Source organism: Streptomyces sp. NPDC005811 (genome assembly GCF_040630405.1).
In the GTDB taxonomy this organism is placed as follows: Bacteria; Actinomycetota; Actinomycetes; order Streptomycetales; family Streptomycetaceae; genus Streptomyces.
The window spans coordinates 208,604-224,377 of the sequence record NZ_JBEXXK010000003.1; the positions used below are offsets into that span (position 1 = coordinate 208,604).

Consider the following 15,774-nt stretch of genomic DNA (forward strand, 5'->3'; position numbering starts at 1 on the left):
AGCGGCATGGACCAGATCCTGTACGACGCCGAGGACGGCGTCGCGACCATCGCCCTGAACCGCCCCGAGGTCGCCAACGCCCAGACCATGGTGCTCCTCGACGACCTCGACGCCGCCTTCACCCGCGCCGCCCGCGACGAGGACGTACGGGTCGTCGTCCTGCGCGCCAACGGGCGGCACTTCTCCGCCGGGCACGATCTGAAGGACCGCTGGCCGGGCCCCGGCGAGATCACGCTGGAGTGGATCTACGACGCGGAGACGCGCCGCTATCTGGAGTACTCCCTGAAGTGGCGCAACCTGCCGAAGCCCACCATCGCGGCGGTGCAGGGCAAGTGCATCGCCGCCGGGCTGATGCTGTGCTGGCCCTGCGATCTGATCGTCGCCGCCGAGAACGCCGAGTTCTCCGACCCGGTGGTGCACATGGGCATCGGCGGTGTCGAGTACCACGGCCACACCTGGGAGCTGGGCCCGCGCAAGGCCAAGGAGATCCTCTTCACCGGCCGGCCGCTGACCGCCCGCGAGGCGGAGCAGGTGGGCATGGTCAACAAGGTGGTGCCGCTGGAGGAGCTCGACACGTCCGCCCGGGAACTGGCCGTCCGCATCGCCCGTATGCCCCCCTTCGGGCTGCGCCAGGCCAAGCGCGCCGTCAACCAGACCCTCGACGTCCAGGGCTTCTACGCCGCCCTCCAGTCCGTCTTCGACATCCACCAGACCGGCCACGGCAACGCCCTCAGCGTGGACGGCTTCCCGATCCTGACCCGGCTGGAGGAGATGAAGCAGCACGTCAGAGGGGGTTCATGAGCTGCTGGGCGGCGGTCTAACCCACCCCGCCCAGTACCGCCTTGCCCTCGGCCGCCGCCTTGGTGAAGAAGGGGACGAGGCCGTCGAGGTCCCAGTGCTCGGCGCGCAGGCCCCGGGCGACCTCGCCGACCTCGTCGGGGGTGAGGAAGTGCGCCGGTCCGTAGCCGAAGTCGTACTCCTCGACGGTGGCGCAGTCGTGACCGGTGGCCCGCGCGAGCCAGGGGTACGCCGACTGCCAGTCGCCGGTGCCCTGCTCGGCCAGGGCCCGGCCCTCGGCGATGTCCGCCAGCAGACGGTAGTCGAGGCCGAAGGAGTCCGCGTCGGTCTCCTCCTCGTCGTCCGCGGCGGAGAACAGGGCGTCGATCAGCTCCGGACGCTCCTGGACCGCCGCCAGCAGCTCGGGGTCGATCCTCACCAGGTCGAGCCACATCGACATGCCGTCACGTCCTTTCCGGGGCCCTTGGCGCGGCGCGGAAGGGCTGAGGGCCCGGACGGTAACCCAGGGCACTGACAAGGGGCGGCGGGCCCCGCCCACCGCCCCGTCCTCAGGTCTCGTCGAAGCCACCGTCGGGCAGGCCCTCGTCGAGCTCCAGCCCGAAGGTGTTGAAGGCCATCGCCAGCGCCCCGTACGCGCCGACCGTGAAGACGAAGTCCATGAGCTGGTGCTCGTCGAGTTCCTCGGCCAGTTCCTCGTAGGTGGGATCGGAGAGCGCGGAGGTGGCGTCCAGTTCGTCGACGGCACGGTTGACCAGGGTCGGCGCGCCCGACCGGACCTCGGCGAACTCCTCTGCAGTTAGCCCTGCTTGACGTCCCATCAGGACGTGCTGCGCCCACTCGTACGCACACCTGCGCCGCCACGCCACCCGCAGGATCGCCAGCTCGCGCGTCCTCGGCGGCAGCGAGTTGCGCAGCAGCAGATGGGTGTTGAAGGTGAGGAACGCCTTCGCGAGCCGTGGATGGCGGACCAGCAGGCCCAGGGCGTTCGACGGCGGCACCTTCCGTCCGCCGGTCAGCGGCTTCAGTGCCTCGGCGTCCCAGTCCTCGTACGGAACCGGTGGCAGCCTCGTCATGTGTTGCGGCCCCCGTTCACCCCGAGGATCTGGCCGGTGATGTAGCCGGCCTCCTCGCTCACCAGGAAGGAGCAGGCCGCCGCGATGTCCTCGGGGCGCCCGACCCGCCGTACCGGAGTACGGGCGATGTGGTCCTCGACGGAGCCGCCGAGCTGCTGTTTGCGCTCGGCGGTGCGCAGCATCGGGGTGTCCACGAAGCCGGGCGGGACCGCGTTGACGGTGATGCCGCGCGGGCCGAGTTCCAGGGCCAGGGACTTGGTCAGACCGTTCACCGCGGACTTGGCGGCGACGTAGTGCGCCATGAAGGGCTGGCCGGAGTGGGTGCTGCTGGAGGAGATGTTGACGATCCGGCCCCAGCGGCCCTCCCACATGTCCGGCAGCGCGGACTGCACACAGTGGAAGACACCGTTGAGGTTGATGTCGACGACCCGCTGCCAGTCGGCGAAGGACAGATCGCCGAAGCGGGTGAAGCCGTCCTTCCCGGCCGCGTTCACCAGCACCGAGACCGGGCCGAGGCGTTCACGGACGGCGTCCATGGTCTTGTCGACCTGCTCCCGGTCGGTGACGTCGACCGTGAAGCCGTGCCCCTCCTCGGCCGGGACGAGGTCGAGGACGGCGACCTTCAGGCCGTCGGCGGTCAGCCGCCGGGCGATGGCCCGGCCGATCCCGGAGGCGCCGCCGGTGACCACCGCGGTCCTGACCGGCCCGGCGGGGGACCCGGGGACGTCGGCGGCGCTCACCCGAACGCCTCCTCGCCGACGACCGTCGTCCGGTGCAGCAGCCGCTCGGAGTTCTCGTCGTAGGGCAGCGCGCGGTGCAGGACGCCGGTGTTGTCCCAGACGACGAGGTCGCCGACCGTCCAGTCGTGGGTGTAGCAGAACCGGTCCTGGGTGCTGAAGTCGAGCAGTTCGTCCAGCAGGGCGCGGCCGTCCTCGGGGTCCATGCCCACCACATGGTCGGCGGTGGTGCCCGTGACCAGTGAGCGGCGGCCGTCGCGGCGCCGCCAGACGAGGGACATCTCGTGCGTCGGCTGGGTGCGCCAGCCCGCCACCTCCTCCTCGGTCGGGTCCGGGTTCACCAGCCGCTGCGAGGCCTCGAAGCTGTGCACCACGCGCAGGCTCTCGTACCGCTCGCGGTCCTTCTCCGGCAGGTTCTCGAAGGCGGCGTAGGTGCTGGCGAACTGGGTTCCGCCGCCCACGGTGGCCACATGACGAGCCGTCAGGGTGGTCGCCTTGACGGGCACGTCGTCGGTGGTGCCGTCGAGATGCCAGTAGAAGGCGCCCTTCAGGTACTTGGCGGTACGGCTGACCGCCGGGTCGAGCGAGATCGGGAAGATCTCCCGGCCCCGGAGCGAGACCACCTCGCCGAGCCTCCGGCTGAACGCCAGCTGCTGCTCGTCGTCCAGGTGCAGCCCGCGGACCAGCAGGACTCCCCGCCATTTCAGGGCCTCGGCGGCACGTGCGACGAAGGCGTCGTCGAGGGGATCGGACACACCCGTGAACTCCACCCCGAGCGACGGGCTCAAGGCCTTCGAATCGATCATGGAAACACCCCTTCCATTCGCGAGAACCATATTCTCATCATGGTCCTGACGGGAAGTGGAGAGCATTAGATTCTCTTGTCCGGATCCTTGATTCGCGCAAATGGAGAATGTAGTTTCCGGACATCCGGGGTCCGACCATCGGGGGCCTACCGAAGAAGGAGGCGGGATGCGGTTCAAGGACAAGGTGGCGATCGTCACCGGGGCCGGCCAGGGCATCGGCGAGGGGTACGCCAAGGCGCTGGCCGCCGAGGGCGCCAAGGTCGTCGTCGCCGAACTGAACGAGGAGCAGGGGCAGCGGGTCGCCAAGGAGATCGGGGACGCCCTCTTCGTGAAGGTCGACGTCGCCGACCCGGCCTCGGCGCAGGCCCTCGCCGACACCGTCGTCGCCGAACTCGGGCGCATCGACCACCTGGTCAACAACGCCGCGATCTTCCACGGCATGCGCCGCGAGGGCATCGTCACGGTCGACTACGACTACCTCGACCGCTTCCTCAAGGTGAACCTGCTGGGCGCGCTGCACGTCACCCGCGCCGTGCTGCCGCATCTGAAGGAGGGCGCGGCGATCGTCAACCAGTCGTCCACCGCCGCCTACCAGCCCACCGGGTTCTACGGGCTGGCCAAGGCCGGCATCAACCACCTCACCGTCTCCCTCGCCGCCGAGCTCGGCGGGCGCGGCATCCGCGTCAACGCGATCGCCCCCGGACCGACGGACACCGAGGCCACCCGCAGCATCGTCCCCGAGGAGTACCGGGGCGCGATGGTGCAGAACCTCGCCCTCAAGCGTCTGGGCACCCCCGCCGACCAGGCGGGCGCGGTGCTCTTCCTGCTCTCCGACGACGCGAGCTGGCTCACCGGACAGATCGTCGCGGTGGACGGCGGACAGGTGGTGCGGCTGTGAGCTCCCTCGTCGTCAAGTCGCAGCTGATCGACGGCAAGCTGGTCGGGGCGGAGACCACCTTCGCCTCCCACAACCCCGCCACCGGAGCACTGCTCGGCCATGCCCCCGACGCCACGACCGCGGACGCCGAGAGCGCCGTCGCCGCCGCCCGCCGCGCCTTCGACACCACCGGCTGGTCCACCGACCGGGAGCTGCGGCTGCGCTGTCTGCGCCAGCTGGAACGCGCCCTCGACGAACACCGCGAGCAGCTCCGCGAGTTGACCATCGCCGAGGTGGGCGCCCCGCGCCAGCTCACCCACGGCCCCCAGCTCGACGAGCCGATCGGCCTGGTGACGTACTACGCCGACCTGTTGGAGTCGTACGAGTTCACCGAGGACCTCGGTGAGATCGACTCGCGCGGCCAGCGCCACCACCGCTGGGTGGAGAAGGAGGCCGCCGGGGTCGTCGCCGCGATCCTGCCGTACAACTACCCCAACCAGCTCGCCCTCGCCAAGCTCGCCCCCGCGCTCGCGGCCGGCTGCACGGTCGTCCTCAAGGGCGCCCCGCAGAACCCGCTCATCACCCTCGCCCTCGGCGAACTCGTCGCCGAGCACACCGACATACCCCCGGGTGTGGTCAACGTGCTGAGCTCCTCGCGCGCCGAGGTCGGTGAACTCCTCACCACCCACCCGGACGTGGACGCCGTCACCTTCACCGGGTCCACCCCCGTCGGCCGCCGGATCATGGCCGCCGCCGCGGACACCGTGAAGCGGGTCTTCCTCGAACTCGGCGGCAAGTCCGCGATGATCGTCTTCGAGGACGCGGACTTCGCCAGGGCGGCCATGTTCGCCGCGTTCACCATCTGCTCCCACTCCGGCCAGGGCTGCGCGCTCACCTCCCGGCTCCTCGTCCCGCGCGCCCACCACGACGAGATCGTCCGGCTCGTCGCCGCCGGCCTCGACCGCGTCAAGGTCGGCGACCCCACCGACCCGAGGACCACCATGGGCCCGCTCATCAGCGAACAGCAGCGCGACAAGGTCGACGGCATGGTGCGGCGGGCGGTCGAGGCCGGCGCGACCCTCGTACGCGGCGGCCACGGCATCGACCCCGGCTGGTTCTACGAACCCACCCTCCTCGCGAACGTCGACCCGGACAGCGAGATCGCCCAGGAGGAGGTCTTCGGACCGGTCCTCGCGGTGATCCCGTTCGACGACGAGGAGGACGCCGTCCGGATCGCCAACCACTCCCAGTACGGCCTGTCCGGCGCCGTCCACAGCGCCGACGAGGAACGCGCGCTGCGCGTCGCCCGCCGTATCCGCACCGGCACCTTCTCGATCAACGGCGGCAACTACTTCGCCCCCGACGTGCCGTTCGGCGGCTACAAGCAGTCCGGGATCGGCCGGGAGAGCGGACGGGCGGGCTTCGAGGAGTTCCTGGAGGAGAAGTCGTTCGCCAAGGTCGTCGTACCGCAGGACCCGGCGTGAGGCCCCTCGAGGGGATCCGCGTGCTGGAGGTCGCGATGTACGGCTTCGTGCCCTCCGCCGGGGCCGTGCTCGCCGACTGGGGCGCCGACGTCGTCAAGGTCGAGCACGCCGTCACCGGCGACCCGCAGCGCGGACTGCGGCAGACCGGCACCTTCAAGGTGGAGGGCGACCCCAACCCGAACGTCGCCCACGCCAACCGGGGCAAGCGCTCCCTCGGCCTCGACATGGCGACCGAGGACGGCCGCGAGGTGCTGTACGAACTGGCTCGGGGCGCCGACGTGTTCCTCACCAGCTTCATGCCCGCCTCCCGCGCCCGCCTCGGCATCGACGTCGACGACATCCGCGCGGTCAACCCGCGGATCGTCTACGCCCGGGGCAGCGCCCTCGGCCCGCGCGGACCGGAGTCCGGCAAGGGCGGCTACGACATGACCGCCTTCTGGTCCCGCGCCGGCACCGCCCGCACCCTCACCCCGCCCGGCACCGAGGGCCTGATCAGCCCGCCCGGACCGGCCTACGGCGACACCGTCTCCGGCACCAACCTGGCCGGCGGCATCGCGGCCGCCCTGCTGTGCCGCGAGCGCACCGGAGAAGCGGCCGTCGTCGACGTGTCCCTGCTCGGCAGCGGACTGTGGGCGCTCGGCCACTCCATCGGGCTCTCCCTCCACCTCGACCGGGCCTGGGAGGGCGTCACCCCGAGCGCCCACGGCTCACCGACCAACCCCCTCTCCGGCCTCTACCGCACGGCCGACGACCGCTGGATCTCCTTCGTGATGCTCCAGCCCGCGAAGTTCTGGGCGAACGTCTGCCACTGCCTCGGCCGCCCCGACCTCGCGGACGATCCCCGGTTCGCCACCGCCGAGTCCATCGCCGCGCACACCGACGACGCGGTGAAGATCCTCCGCGAGGTGATCGCCACCCGCACCCTCGCCGCGTGGTCCCAGGACCTCGCCGCCCTGGACGGCCCCTGGGCGCCGGTCCAGGACACCCTCCAGGCCGCCGCCGACGCGCAGGTGCGCGCCAACGGCTACATCGGACAGGCCGGCGAGCTCGAACTCGTCGCCAGCCCCGTCCAGTTCGACGTCGAGGACACCCACCTCGGCCCCGCGCCCGAGTTCGCCGCGCAGACGGAGGAGATCCTCTCCGAGCTCGGCTACGACTGGGACCGCATCCTCGCGCTCAAGGCGAGCGGCGCGGTCACCTGAATCCCGCTGTTCCTCGCCCGGACGACGGCGTCCGGGCTCCCCGAGGAGGCACCTTGCGCAGGCTGCTCATCGGCTCGGTCACCGTGCTCGCGGTGCTGCTGGCCGGCTGCTCCACCAGATCCGACGACGACACGAACTCCGGCTCCGGGCAGACGGCGACGCCCGCGGCCGGGGCGTCCACGGCCTCGGCCGACTTCGGCACGCTGAAGGACGTCTGCGGTCCCGGCACCCCGACGTCCTCGTCCGTCCAGGGCGTCACCGACAAGAGCGTCCAGGTCGGCGTCATGTCCGACGTCGGCTACACCAAGAACTCCGAATTCCCGGACGCCGCGAAGGTGTTCACCTCCTGGTGCAACGACGCGGGCGGCATCGGCGGCCGCAAGATCGTCGCCGTCACCCGCGACAGCAAGCTCATGCAGGTCCGCCAAGCCGTCCTGGACGCCTGCACGTCCGATTTCGCCCTGGTCGGCGGCGGCTCCGCCCTGGACGCCCTCGGCGTGCAGGACCGTCTGAAGTGCCTGCTGCCCGCGTTCCCCGCCCAGTCCAGCCAGATCGGCGCCATCGGCTCCGACCTCCAGGTCCTCTCCGGCGGCGCCGCCCCGGGCTACTTCCAGTACGCCGGCTACTACACCTGGCTGCTGAAGGACAAGTACCCCGACTCCGCGCAGAAGGTCGGCATCATCTCCGGCGACGCCCCCGTCACCAAGGTGATGTCCGGCCAGTTCAAGGAGGCCGTCGCGGGCCTCGGCGGGAAGGTGTCCTACAACGACCTCTACCCGGCGGCCGGCGTCTCCGACTGGACGCCGTACGCCCAGTCCCTCAAGAACAAGGGCGTCAAGGGCCTGGTGTTCCTCGGGGACTTCGCGAGCCTCGCCAAGCTGGAGCAGGCGCTCACCAACATCGGCTACACCCCCGACTGGATCGACGCCAACAGCAACGCCTACGGCCCCGCCTTCCTCCAGCTCGCGGGCACGGCCCTGGCGAAGCAGCACAACTACGCCGAACTCTTCGCCACCGCACCGCTGGAGAGCGCCGCCGACAACCCGGCCACCCAGCAGGTGATCGACCTGTTCAAGAAGTACGCGCCCGGCAAGCAGGTCACCTACCCGGTACTGCGCGCCTTCTCCGCGTGGCTGCTGTTCGCCACCGCCGCCAAGGACTGCGCCGAACTGACCCGGAAGTGCGTCTACGACAACGCGGTCGAGCAGACCGCGTGGACCGGCGGCGGCCTCCAGGCGCCCGCCGACCTCAGCAAGTCGGACGTCCCCTCGAAGTGCTACACGATCGTCGAGGCCACCGCGAAGGGCTGGCAGCTCGCCGACTTCGAGCCGACCGACGGCGTCTACCGCTGCGACGCCCCCGCGTACAAGTACCAGGCCGACTACGGCAAACCGGTCACGCTCGCCGATGTCGGCAAGTCCCTGGCCGACGTCACCTGAGAGGGAGGTGAGCCACCGTGAAGGTACGTGTCGACCCCGAGCGCTGCCAGGGCCACACCCTGTGCTTCATGCGCGCCCCGGAGGTCTTCGAACTCAGTGAGATCGACGGGCACTCCACACCGGTCGCCGACGAGGTGCCCGAGGACCAGGAGGGAGCGGTCGTCGAAGCCGTCCGCTCCTGCCCCGAACGAGCCATCGGCGTGTTCTGAGAGGAGGTACACCGGATGACCGATGACGACGAGGCCCGCAAACACCCCCGCGTCCACTTCGACCGGCACGCCCCCGAGTACCGCGACCGGTTCGAGGAGGAGACCCGCTCCTTCCACGAGGGCTGCCCCCTCGCCTGGTCCGACACCTACGGCGGGCACTGGGTCGCCGCGGGCAACCGCGAACTGCTCGCCTTCGCCCGCGCCCAGGAGAAGCTCTCCAACGACCACGACGTGCACGGCGAACGCCGCGGCTACCAGGGCATCAACATCCCCGCCCCGGCCCGGGGCCGCGGTATCCGGGGCGGCTTCCTGGAGATGGACCCGCCCGAGCAGCGCGCCTACCGCAACGCCCTGAACCCCTACCTCTCCCCGGCGGCGATCGCCCGCTGGATCCCGTTCATCGACGAGGTGGCCCGCGCCTGCCTCGACGAGCGGATCGAGTCCGGCCGGATCGACTTCGTCGACGACCTCGCCAACATCGTCCCCGCCGTCTTCACCCTCGCCATGATGGGCATCCCGCTGAAGAAGTGGGAGCTGTACAACGAGCCCGCCCACGCCGGCGTCTACACCCCGCCGCACTCCCCGGAGATGGCCCGGGTGATCGAGGCGCACATGGCCATGATCAAGGACATCGGCGCCACCCTCCACGAGGTGCGGGCGAACCCGCGCCCCGGGCTCGCCGACGCCCTCGCCCGGATGGAGATCGACGGCGAGGCCCCGTCCGACGGCGATCTCGTCGGCGCGCTCGCCCTCCTCATCGGCGGGGGCTTCGACACCACCACCGCGCTCACCGCGCACGCCCTGGAATGGCTCTCCCGGCACCCCGCCGAGCGGGACCGGCTGAGCCGCGAGCGGGCGACCCTGCTGGACTCGGCGACCGAGGAGTTCCTGCGCTACTTCACCCCGGCGCCCGGCGACGGCCGGACCGTCGCGGAGGACTGCGCGATCGCCGGCAAGGAGTTCCGCGAGGGCGACCGGCTCTGGCTCTCCTGGGCGATGGCCAACCGCGACCCGGCCGTCTTCCCCGACCCCGACCGGGTGGACCTCGCCCGCCCCGGCAACCGCCACACCGCCTTCGGCCTCGGCATCCACCGCTGCATCGGATCCAACGTGGCCCGTACGGTGTTCAAGCGGATGCTCCTCCACGTCCTCGACCGCGCACCGGACTTCGTGTGCGATCCCGAGGGCGCCGTCCACTACGAGACCATCGGTGTCATCCAGGGCATGCGCCACCTCCCCGCCACCTTCACCCCCGGCCCGCGCCTCGGCCCCGGACTGGCGGAGACCCTGGAGACCCTCCAACGGGTCTGCGACGAACAGGGGCTGGCGGAGCCGGTCACCGTCCGCAGGACGGAGGCGAAGGTCCGTTGAGCCCGCAGCACGAGCAGAGCGCCCGTCCGCAGCCGGTCGTGTCCCAGGAGACCGCGTTCTTCTGGACCTCCGGCCGCGACGGGCGGCTCCGCTTCCAGGCCTGCACCGCCTGCGAGGCCCTCGTCCACCCGCCGCAGCCGGTGTGCCGGCACTGCCGCTCCCACGACCTCACGGTCCGCGAGGTGTCCGGCCGCGCCACCCTCATCGGCTTCACCGTCAACCACCGCTTCCCGTTCCCCGGCCTGCCCACCCCGTTCGTCGTCGCCCAGGTGGCCGTCGAGGAGGACCCCCGGGTCCGTCTGACCACCAACGTCGTCGACTGCGCACCGGAGGACCTGCGGATCGGCCTGCGCATGGAGGCCGTCTTCGCACCGGCGGGGGAGACCTGGCTGCCCTTGTTCCGCCCGGCGCCCGACCAGCCGCCCCCCGTCGCGCTCCCCCCGGACGACCCGGCCCCGGAGCGCGTAGGCGCCTGCGTCCGCCCACCCGTGAGCACCCGCAGGTTCGAGGAACGGGCCGTCATCACCGGCGCCGGCGCCTCCCGCCTCGGCCGCCGGCTGATGGTCCCGCCCCTCGAACTCACCGTGGAGGCCTGCGAGAAGGCCGTCGCCGACGCCGGACTCACCCTCGACGACATCGACGGCCTCTCCACCTACCCCGGCGGCGGCGCCTACGGAGGCTTCGCCGAGGGCGGGGTCACCGCCCTGGAGTCCGCCCTCGGCATCCGCCCGGTCTGGCACAACGGCGCCGGCGAGACCTTCGGCCCCGGCGGCTCGGTCATCGCCGCGATGCTCGCCGTCGCGGCCGGACTCGCCCGGCATGTGCTGTGCTTCCGTACGGTGTGGGAGGCGACGTACGCCGAACTGATCCGGCAGGGCCGCATCCGGATGCCCCAACCGGTCGGTCCGGAGGGCTGGTTCAAGCCCTTCGGCGCGGTCTCGCCCGCGATCATGCTGGCGATGAACGCCCAGCGGCACATGCACCGCTACGGCAGCACCCGCGAGACCCTCGGCTGGATCGCCCTCAACCAGCGGGCGGGCGCCGCCCTCCACCCGGACGCGATCTACCGCGACCCGCTCACCATGGACGACTACCTGTCCGCCCGCACCATCACCACCCCCTTCGGCCTCTACGACTGCGACGTCCCCTGCGACGGGGCCACCGCCGTCGTGGTCTCCGCCGCCGAGACCGCCCCCGACCGGCCCCGGCCCGCGATCCGGATCGAGGCGGTCGGCACCCAGATCGTCGAGCGCCCCGAATGGGACCAGGCCACCCTCACCCATGAACCCCAAGTGCTGGGCCAGGCAGCCCACTTGTGGACCCGCACCGACCTGCGCCCCGCCGACGTCGACGTGGCGCTGCTCTACGACGGCTTCACCTTCAACTGCCTGTCCTGGCTGGAGGCGCTCGGCTTCTGCGGCATCGGCGAGGCCCGGGGCTTCCTGGACGGCGGCAAGAACATCGCCCGCGACGGGGTGATCCCGCTCAACCCGCACGGCGGCCAGCTCTCCCACGGCCGCACCCACGGCATGGGCCTGCTGCACGAGGCCGTGGTCCAGCTGCGCGGCGAGGGCGGCGCGCGGCAGGTGGCGGGCGCGCGGACCGCCGTGGTCTCCAGCGGCGGGCTCACCCCCGGCGGCGTACTCCTGCTCAGGACGGACGGATGACCTCACTCGGACCCGAACTCACCACCGCCGTACGGCGAGAAGTCGTCGACGTGCGCGGTGTGCCCGCCTCCGCGCTCGTCGCCGAGGCGCCCCGCCCGCAGGCGGTGATCGTCGCCCTGCACGGCGGCGCCACCACCTCCGCCTACTTCGACCACCCCGGCCACCCCCGGCTCTCCCTCCTGCGCACCGCGGTCGCCGCCGGCTTCACCGTGATCGCCCTGGACCGTCCCGGTTACGGCAGTTCGGCCGGGCACGAGGACCGGATGCGCACCCCCGAACAGCGCACGGACTTCGCCTTCGCGGCCGTCGAGGCGCTGCGGGAGGGCCGGGAGAACGGGGTCGGTGTCTTCCTGTGGGCGCACTCGGCGGGCTGCGAGCTCACCGTGCGCATGGCGAGCGACCCGCGCGGGGCGGATCTGCTGGGCGTGGAGCTGGCCGGGATGGGCCGCACGCACCATCCCCACTCCGTCCGCGCGATGGAGGAATGGCGCCGCGACCCCACCCGTACCCGGCCCAACCTGCGCCGCGTGCTGTGGCATCCGCCGCACGCCTATCCGCCGGACGTGCACGGCGGCCGGGGCATCGGCGCGGCCTCGCCCGCCTACGAGGGCCACCGCGCGAACTGGCAGGCGGAGTTCGAGGAACTCGCCGCCCGCGTGCCGGTGCCGGTGCATCTGACCGTCGCCGAGCACGAACAGGTCTGGCTGAGCGGACCCGAGGGACTCGCCGACCTCGCCTCCCTCTTCCCCGGCGCACCCCGCGTCGTCCGGCACGAACAGGCGGGCGCGGGCCACAACACCAGCGTCGGCCGCACCGCCCTCGCCTACCATCTGCACGTCCTCGCGTTCGTCGAGGAGTGCGCGCTCGGGGTCCGGGCCCTGCCCGGGGTGGAGGGCCGTCATGGGTGAGGCCCCGGACGCGGCCCTGCTGCTGGTGCGGGTCGTGCTCGGCGCGGTCATGGCCGCCCACGGCTGGAACCACTGGCGGGGCGGCGGCGGCATCACCGGCACGGCCGGGTGGTTCGCCGGCCTCGGCCTCACCCGCCCCCGCCTCCAGGCCTGGCTGAGCGTCCTGACCGAACTCGGCGCGGGCACCCTGCTGCTGGCGGGCTTCCTCACCCCCCTGGCCTGTGCGGCGGTGCTGTCCGTGATGCTGGTCGCGGGACTGCTCGCCCACCGCCGCAACGGCTTCTTCGTCTTCAAGGAGGGCTACGAGTACGTCCTCGTCCTCGGCGTCCTCGCCGTCGCGCTCGGGGCCTGGGGACCGGGCCGGTACGCGGTCGACCACGCCCTGGACATCACGGTGACCGGCTGGGCCGGGGCCGGGGCGGTGCTGGGCGTGGCCACGGCGGCGACCGCCGGACTGCTCGCCGTCTTCCTGCGTCCCACGAGAGAGGACTGATCGTATGCGCGTCGGCTTCATCGGCCTGGGCAGCCAGGGGGCGCCCATGGCCCGCAGGATCGTCGAGGCGGGCTTCGAGACCACCTTGTGGGCCCGACGTTCCGACACCCTCGCCCCCTTCGAGGGCACCCCCGCGCGGACCGCCGACTCGGCCGCCGCGCTCGGCGCCGCCGCCGATCTGGTGTGCCTGTGCGTGGTCGACGACGACGATGTGCGCGGGGTCGGCGAGCAGGTCCTCACGGGGCTGCGCCCCGGTGGCGTTCTCGTCGTGCACTCCACCGTCCACCCCGACACCTGCCGCCGGCTCGCCGAGCGGGCCGCCGCCCGGCAGGTCACCGTCCTCGACGCCCCCGTCAGCGGCGGCGGCCGGGCCGCCGAGCGGGGCACCCTGCTGGTCATGGTGGGCGGCGAGGAGAAGGCGTACGACATCTGCCGCCCGGTCTTCGCAACCTACGGCGACCCGGTCGTCCACCTCGGCCCCACCGGCTCCGGACAGATCGCCAAACTTCTCAACAACCTGCTGTTCACCGCCCAGTTGGGCCTGGCCGCCGACACCCTCGCGCTCGGCGACCGCCTCGGCCTGGACCGGGACGGCCTCGGCCGGATCCTCCCGCGCGGCAGCTCCGCGAGCTTCGCGCTGGAACGGGTCGTCGACGCGGGCGGCACCCTGGACCGGATCGCCGCCCACGCGGGCGGGCTGCTCGCCAAGGACGTACGCCTGCTCACCGAGGTGGCCGGGCCGGACGCCCCGGGAGCCGCCCGGGATGCGGCCCGCGCCGCCCTGGGCGCGATGGGTCTGTGAGGGACATCCCGGAATCGGTAGGGTGAGCCCGCACCCGTCCAACGGCGGAAAGGGGCGGCTCCGTGGTGTGCGCACGACGTGAGGAGATCCTGGAAGCGGCCCTGGAGGTGTTGGCCGACCGGGGGTTCAAGCACACCTCGATCGACGCCGTCGCCGAACGCGCCGGGCTCACCCGGCAGGGCGTCCTGCACTACTTCCCCAGCAAGAAGCGGCTGCTGCTGGAGGTGCTGGAGCTGCGCAACCGGCTCGCCCGGGAGAACCTGGCCGACCGCACGGTGGGCGAGGACTGGGCCGGCGACTTCGCCGAGGCCGTCGCCTTCGAGCAGCACCACCCCTCCCTCGCCCGGATGCACAGCGTGGTCATGGCCGAGGCGGTGACCGGCCAGGAACCCGCCCTCGGCTATGTCCGCGACCGCTGCCGCACCCTCCAGGACCATCTCGCCGGCCGGCTGGCCGCCCGGTACGGGGACCGGCTGCCGAGCGGCCTGGACACCCGTACCGGCGCGACCGCGCTGTTCGCCCTGGTCGAGGGCATCCACCAGCTGTGGCTGGCCGACCAGGACGGCGACGAGCGCTACCCGGAGGTCGTGCGCGAGGTGCTGTCCGTGCTGCTGGGCTCCGGCGAGGAGGCGCCGGTCCCCGCCTCCGCCGCGTCCCCCTCATCCTCGGCCGACCCGGGGCTGCCCGCGGTGTAGGGATAGATCCGGGTGAAGTCCGCCCCCGGCTGCGCCGCCGCGAACGCCCCCCACACCGCCTCCGTCACCCCGGCCACCGCCACCGCCGCCGCGCCGCCCAGCCCGGCGGCCTCGCGCAGATAGAGCCGTACGTCCTTCGCCATCAGCGTGTTGCTGAAGCCCGACGCGTACCGCCCGGTCAGCACCTCGTCCGGGAACTTGTCGGCGGTGGCCCCACTGCGTCCGCTGGAGGCGTCGAGGACCTCCACCATCACCGCCGGATCCAGCCCCGCCGCCGTACCGAAGGCCACCGCCTCGCTGGTCGCGGCCAGCGCGGTGGCGGACAGGAAGTTGTTGGCGAGCTTCAGCGCCTGCGCCTGGCCCGGCCGGTCGCCCACCCGGCGGCGGCGGTCGCTGAGCCCCGCGAGCACCGGCTCGACCCGTGCGCAGTGCTCGTCCGTGCCCGCGTACATGACCATCAGGGTCCGTCTGCGGGCCCCGGCGGCGCCGCCCGACACTGGCGCGTCCACATAGGCCAGCCCCATCGAGGCCAGTCTGCGCGCCGCCACCACCCCGACCGTGGAGGTGTCCACGACATGCGTGACACGGCGGTCGCGGACGCCCACGAGGTCCCGCATCACCTCCTCGCACACCGTCCCGTCGGGCAGGCTCAGCACGGCCAGGTCGGCGCCCCGGGCCACGTCCGCGGGGCCCGGCACCCAGCGGGCCCCGAGCGGGGTGCGGTCCGGTCCCGCGGCGTCGTACGCGACGACCTCGAACCCGGCCCGCACCAGGTTGGCGGCGAGCGCGCCGCCCATGTTCCCGAGCCCGACGAACCCCACGACCGGCGCGTTCACGCTCCCTCCCGCGCGGCCCGCACCTCGCGGATCGCCGAGCGGGCCGCGGTCCCCGCCGGGGCGCCGCAGTACGCGGTGATCTGGTATAGCAGCTCGTTCACCTCGTCGTCCGTCACCCCCGCGTTCACCGAGGCCCGCAGATGGATCCGGAACTCGTCCATCCGGCCGGTCGCCGCCGTCATCGCCAGCACCAGCAGACTGCGGTCACGGGTGCTGAGCGGTCCGCCGCGGGCCCACACGCCCCAGGCCATCGCGGTGAGGTAGTCCTGGTACTCGCGCGGCACCGGGTCCCCGGGCGGGGCCGCCCGGCCGCCGTCGTCGCCGATGACCTCCGCGCGCACCGCCCGTGCGGCCCGCTGCCAGTCGCCGTCGTACAT

The 15,774-nt window shown here is 72.4% G+C and carries 17 protein-coding genes and 1 pseudogene; 12 read left to right on the forward strand and 6 right to left on the reverse strand.

The window, feature by feature from the left end:
• Nucleotides 1-6 precede the first annotated feature (6 nt).
• Nucleotides 7-801, forward strand: a complete 795-nt coding sequence (locus tag ABZ490_RS04640) for an enoyl-CoA hydratase (protein ID WP_358984040.1) — start codon at nt 7-9, stop codon at nt 799-801.
• A gap of 16 nt (nt 802-817) precedes the next feature.
• Here the strand turns inward: ABZ490_RS04640 and ABZ490_RS04645 are convergent, their stop codons facing one another.
• The 4 genes from ABZ490_RS04645 to ABZ490_RS04660 all read right to left on the reverse strand — a co-directional run bounded on the left by ABZ490_RS04645 (nt 818) and on the right by ABZ490_RS04660 (nt 3,414).
• Complete coding sequence (locus tag ABZ490_RS04645) at nt 818-1,237, reverse strand: DUF1877 family protein (RefSeq protein ID WP_358984043.1); 420 nt, start codon at nt 1,235-1,237, stop codon at nt 818-820.
• 109 nt (nt 1,238-1,346) lie between these two features.
• Nucleotides 1,347-1,871 carry a carboxymuconolactone decarboxylase family protein gene (locus ABZ490_RS04650; protein WP_358984046.1) on the reverse strand — a complete coding sequence of 175 codons (525 nt, stop codon included), beginning with the start codon at nt 1,869-1,871 and terminating at the stop codon, nt 1,347-1,349.
• Nucleotides 1,868-2,611 carry an SDR family NAD(P)-dependent oxidoreductase gene (locus ABZ490_RS04655; protein WP_358984048.1) on the reverse strand — a complete coding sequence of 248 codons (744 nt, stop codon included), beginning with the start codon at nt 2,609-2,611 and terminating at the stop codon, nt 1,868-1,870. Before ABZ490_RS04655 ends, ABZ490_RS04650 begins: the two co-directional genes overlap by 4 nt.
• The gene (locus ABZ490_RS04660) at nt 2,608-3,414 is read right to left on the reverse strand and encodes a TauD/TfdA family dioxygenase (RefSeq protein ID WP_358984051.1); all 807 of its coding nucleotides are present in this window, start codon (nt 3,412-3,414) and stop codon (nt 2,608-2,610) included. Before ABZ490_RS04660 ends, ABZ490_RS04655 begins: the two co-directional genes overlap by 4 nt.
• A gap of 166 nt (nt 3,415-3,580) precedes the next feature.
• Here ABZ490_RS04660 and ABZ490_RS04665 point away from each other — a divergent pair, with 166 nt between their 5' ends.
• From ABZ490_RS04665 to ABZ490_RS04715, 11 genes are all read left to right on the forward strand, one after another.
• On the forward strand, nt 3,581-4,312 hold the full coding sequence (locus ABZ490_RS04665; RefSeq protein ID WP_358984054.1) for an SDR family oxidoreductase: 732 nt from the start codon (nt 3,581-3,583) through the stop codon (nt 4,310-4,312).
• The gene (locus ABZ490_RS04670) at nt 4,309-5,775 is read left to right on the forward strand and encodes an aldehyde dehydrogenase family protein (RefSeq protein WP_358984057.1); all 1,467 of its coding nucleotides are present in this window, start codon (nt 4,309-4,311) and stop codon (nt 5,773-5,775) included. The genes ABZ490_RS04665 and ABZ490_RS04670 overlap by 4 nt, the downstream gene beginning before the upstream one ends.
• A complete protein-coding gene (locus ABZ490_RS04675; RefSeq protein WP_358984060.1) occupies nt 5,772-6,977 on the forward strand; it encodes a CoA transferase in 1,206 nt (401 codons plus the stop codon). The genes ABZ490_RS04670 and ABZ490_RS04675 overlap by 4 nt, the downstream gene beginning before the upstream one ends.
• A gap of 53 nt (nt 6,978-7,030) precedes the next feature.
• A complete protein-coding gene (locus ABZ490_RS04680) occupies nt 7,031-8,416 on the forward strand; it encodes an ABC transporter substrate-binding protein (RefSeq protein ID WP_358984063.1) in 1,386 nt (461 codons plus the stop codon).
• Between the two features lie 17 nt (nt 8,417-8,433).
• Nucleotides 8,434-8,625 carry a ferredoxin gene (locus ABZ490_RS04685; protein WP_358984066.1) on the forward strand — a complete coding sequence of 64 codons (192 nt, stop codon included), beginning with the start codon at nt 8,434-8,436 and terminating at the stop codon, nt 8,623-8,625.
• A 15-nt stretch (nt 8,626-8,640) separates the two neighbouring features.
• Nucleotides 8,641-9,996 (forward strand): cytochrome P450, encoded by a 1,356-nt coding sequence (locus ABZ490_RS04690; protein WP_358984069.1) that lies wholly within the window; start codon nt 8,641-8,643, stop codon nt 9,994-9,996.
• The gene (locus tag ABZ490_RS04695; protein WP_358984072.1) at nt 9,993-11,663 is read left to right on the forward strand and encodes an OB-fold domain-containing protein; all 1,671 of its coding nucleotides are present in this window, start codon (nt 9,993-9,995) and stop codon (nt 11,661-11,663) included. Before ABZ490_RS04690 ends, ABZ490_RS04695 begins: the two co-directional genes overlap by 4 nt.
• Entirely contained in the window at nt 11,660-12,571 is a 912-nt protein-coding gene (locus ABZ490_RS04700; protein ID WP_358984075.1) for an alpha/beta fold hydrolase, read from the forward strand. The genes ABZ490_RS04695 and ABZ490_RS04700 overlap by 4 nt, the downstream gene beginning before the upstream one ends.
• Nucleotides 12,564-13,064, forward strand: a complete 501-nt coding sequence (locus ABZ490_RS04705; protein WP_358984078.1) for a DoxX family protein — start codon at nt 12,564-12,566, stop codon at nt 13,062-13,064. The genes ABZ490_RS04700 and ABZ490_RS04705 overlap by 8 nt, the downstream gene beginning before the upstream one ends.
• A gap of 4 nt (nt 13,065-13,068) precedes the next feature.
• Nucleotides 13,069-13,866, forward strand: a complete 798-nt coding sequence (locus ABZ490_RS04710; RefSeq protein ID WP_358984081.1) for an NAD(P)-dependent oxidoreductase — start codon at nt 13,069-13,071, stop codon at nt 13,864-13,866.
• A gap of 65 nt (nt 13,867-13,931) precedes the next feature.
• Entirely contained in the window at nt 13,932-14,561 is a 630-nt protein-coding gene (locus ABZ490_RS04715; RefSeq protein ID WP_358984084.1) for a TetR/AcrR family transcriptional regulator, read from the forward strand.
• Between the two features lie 14 nt (nt 14,562-14,575).
• Here the strand turns inward: ABZ490_RS04715 and ABZ490_RS04720 are convergent.
• Nucleotides 14,576-15,397 (reverse strand): annotated as a pseudogene (locus ABZ490_RS04720) (NAD(P)-dependent oxidoreductase); the annotation flags it as partial.
• Nucleotides 15,394-15,774, reverse strand: a complete 381-nt coding sequence (locus tag ABZ490_RS04725; RefSeq protein WP_358984087.1) for a carboxymuconolactone decarboxylase family protein — start codon at nt 15,772-15,774, stop codon at nt 15,394-15,396. The gene ABZ490_RS04725 and the pseudogene ABZ490_RS04720, both read right to left, overlap by 4 nt.

Coding starts and splice junctions, on each gene's coding strand:
- ABZ490_RS04640 (WP_358984040.1), top strand. CDS start 7: ATGGACCAGATCCTGTACGACGCCGAGGACGGCGTCGCGACCATCGCC.
- ABZ490_RS04645 (WP_358984043.1), bottom strand. CDS start 1,237: ATGTCGATGTGGCTCGACCTGGTGAGGATCGACCCCGAGCTGCTGGCG.
- ABZ490_RS04650 (WP_358984046.1), bottom strand. CDS start 1,871: ATGACGAGGCTGCCACCGGTTCCGTACGAGGACTGGGACGCCGAGGCA.
- ABZ490_RS04660 (WP_358984051.1), bottom strand. CDS start 3,414: ATGATCGATTCGAAGGCCTTGAGCCCGTCGCTCGGGGTGGAGTTCACG.
- ABZ490_RS04665 (WP_358984054.1), top strand. CDS start 3,581: ATGCGGTTCAAGGACAAGGTGGCGATCGTCACCGGGGCCGGCCAGGGC.
- ABZ490_RS04690 (WP_358984069.1), top strand. CDS start 8,641: ATGACCGATGACGACGAGGCCCGCAAACACCCCCGCGTCCACTTCGAC.
- ABZ490_RS04700 (WP_358984075.1), top strand. CDS start 11,660: ATGACCTCACTCGGACCCGAACTCACCACCGCCGTACGGCGAGAAGTC.
- ABZ490_RS04705 (WP_358984078.1), top strand. CDS start 12,564: ATGGGTGAGGCCCCGGACGCGGCCCTGCTGCTGGTGCGGGTCGTGCTC.
- ABZ490_RS04710 (WP_358984081.1), top strand. CDS start 13,069: ATGCGCGTCGGCTTCATCGGCCTGGGCAGCCAGGGGGCGCCCATGGCC.
- ABZ490_RS04725 (WP_358984087.1), bottom strand. CDS start 15,774: ATGTACGACGGCGACTGGCAGCGGGCCGCACGGGCGGTGCGCGCGGAG.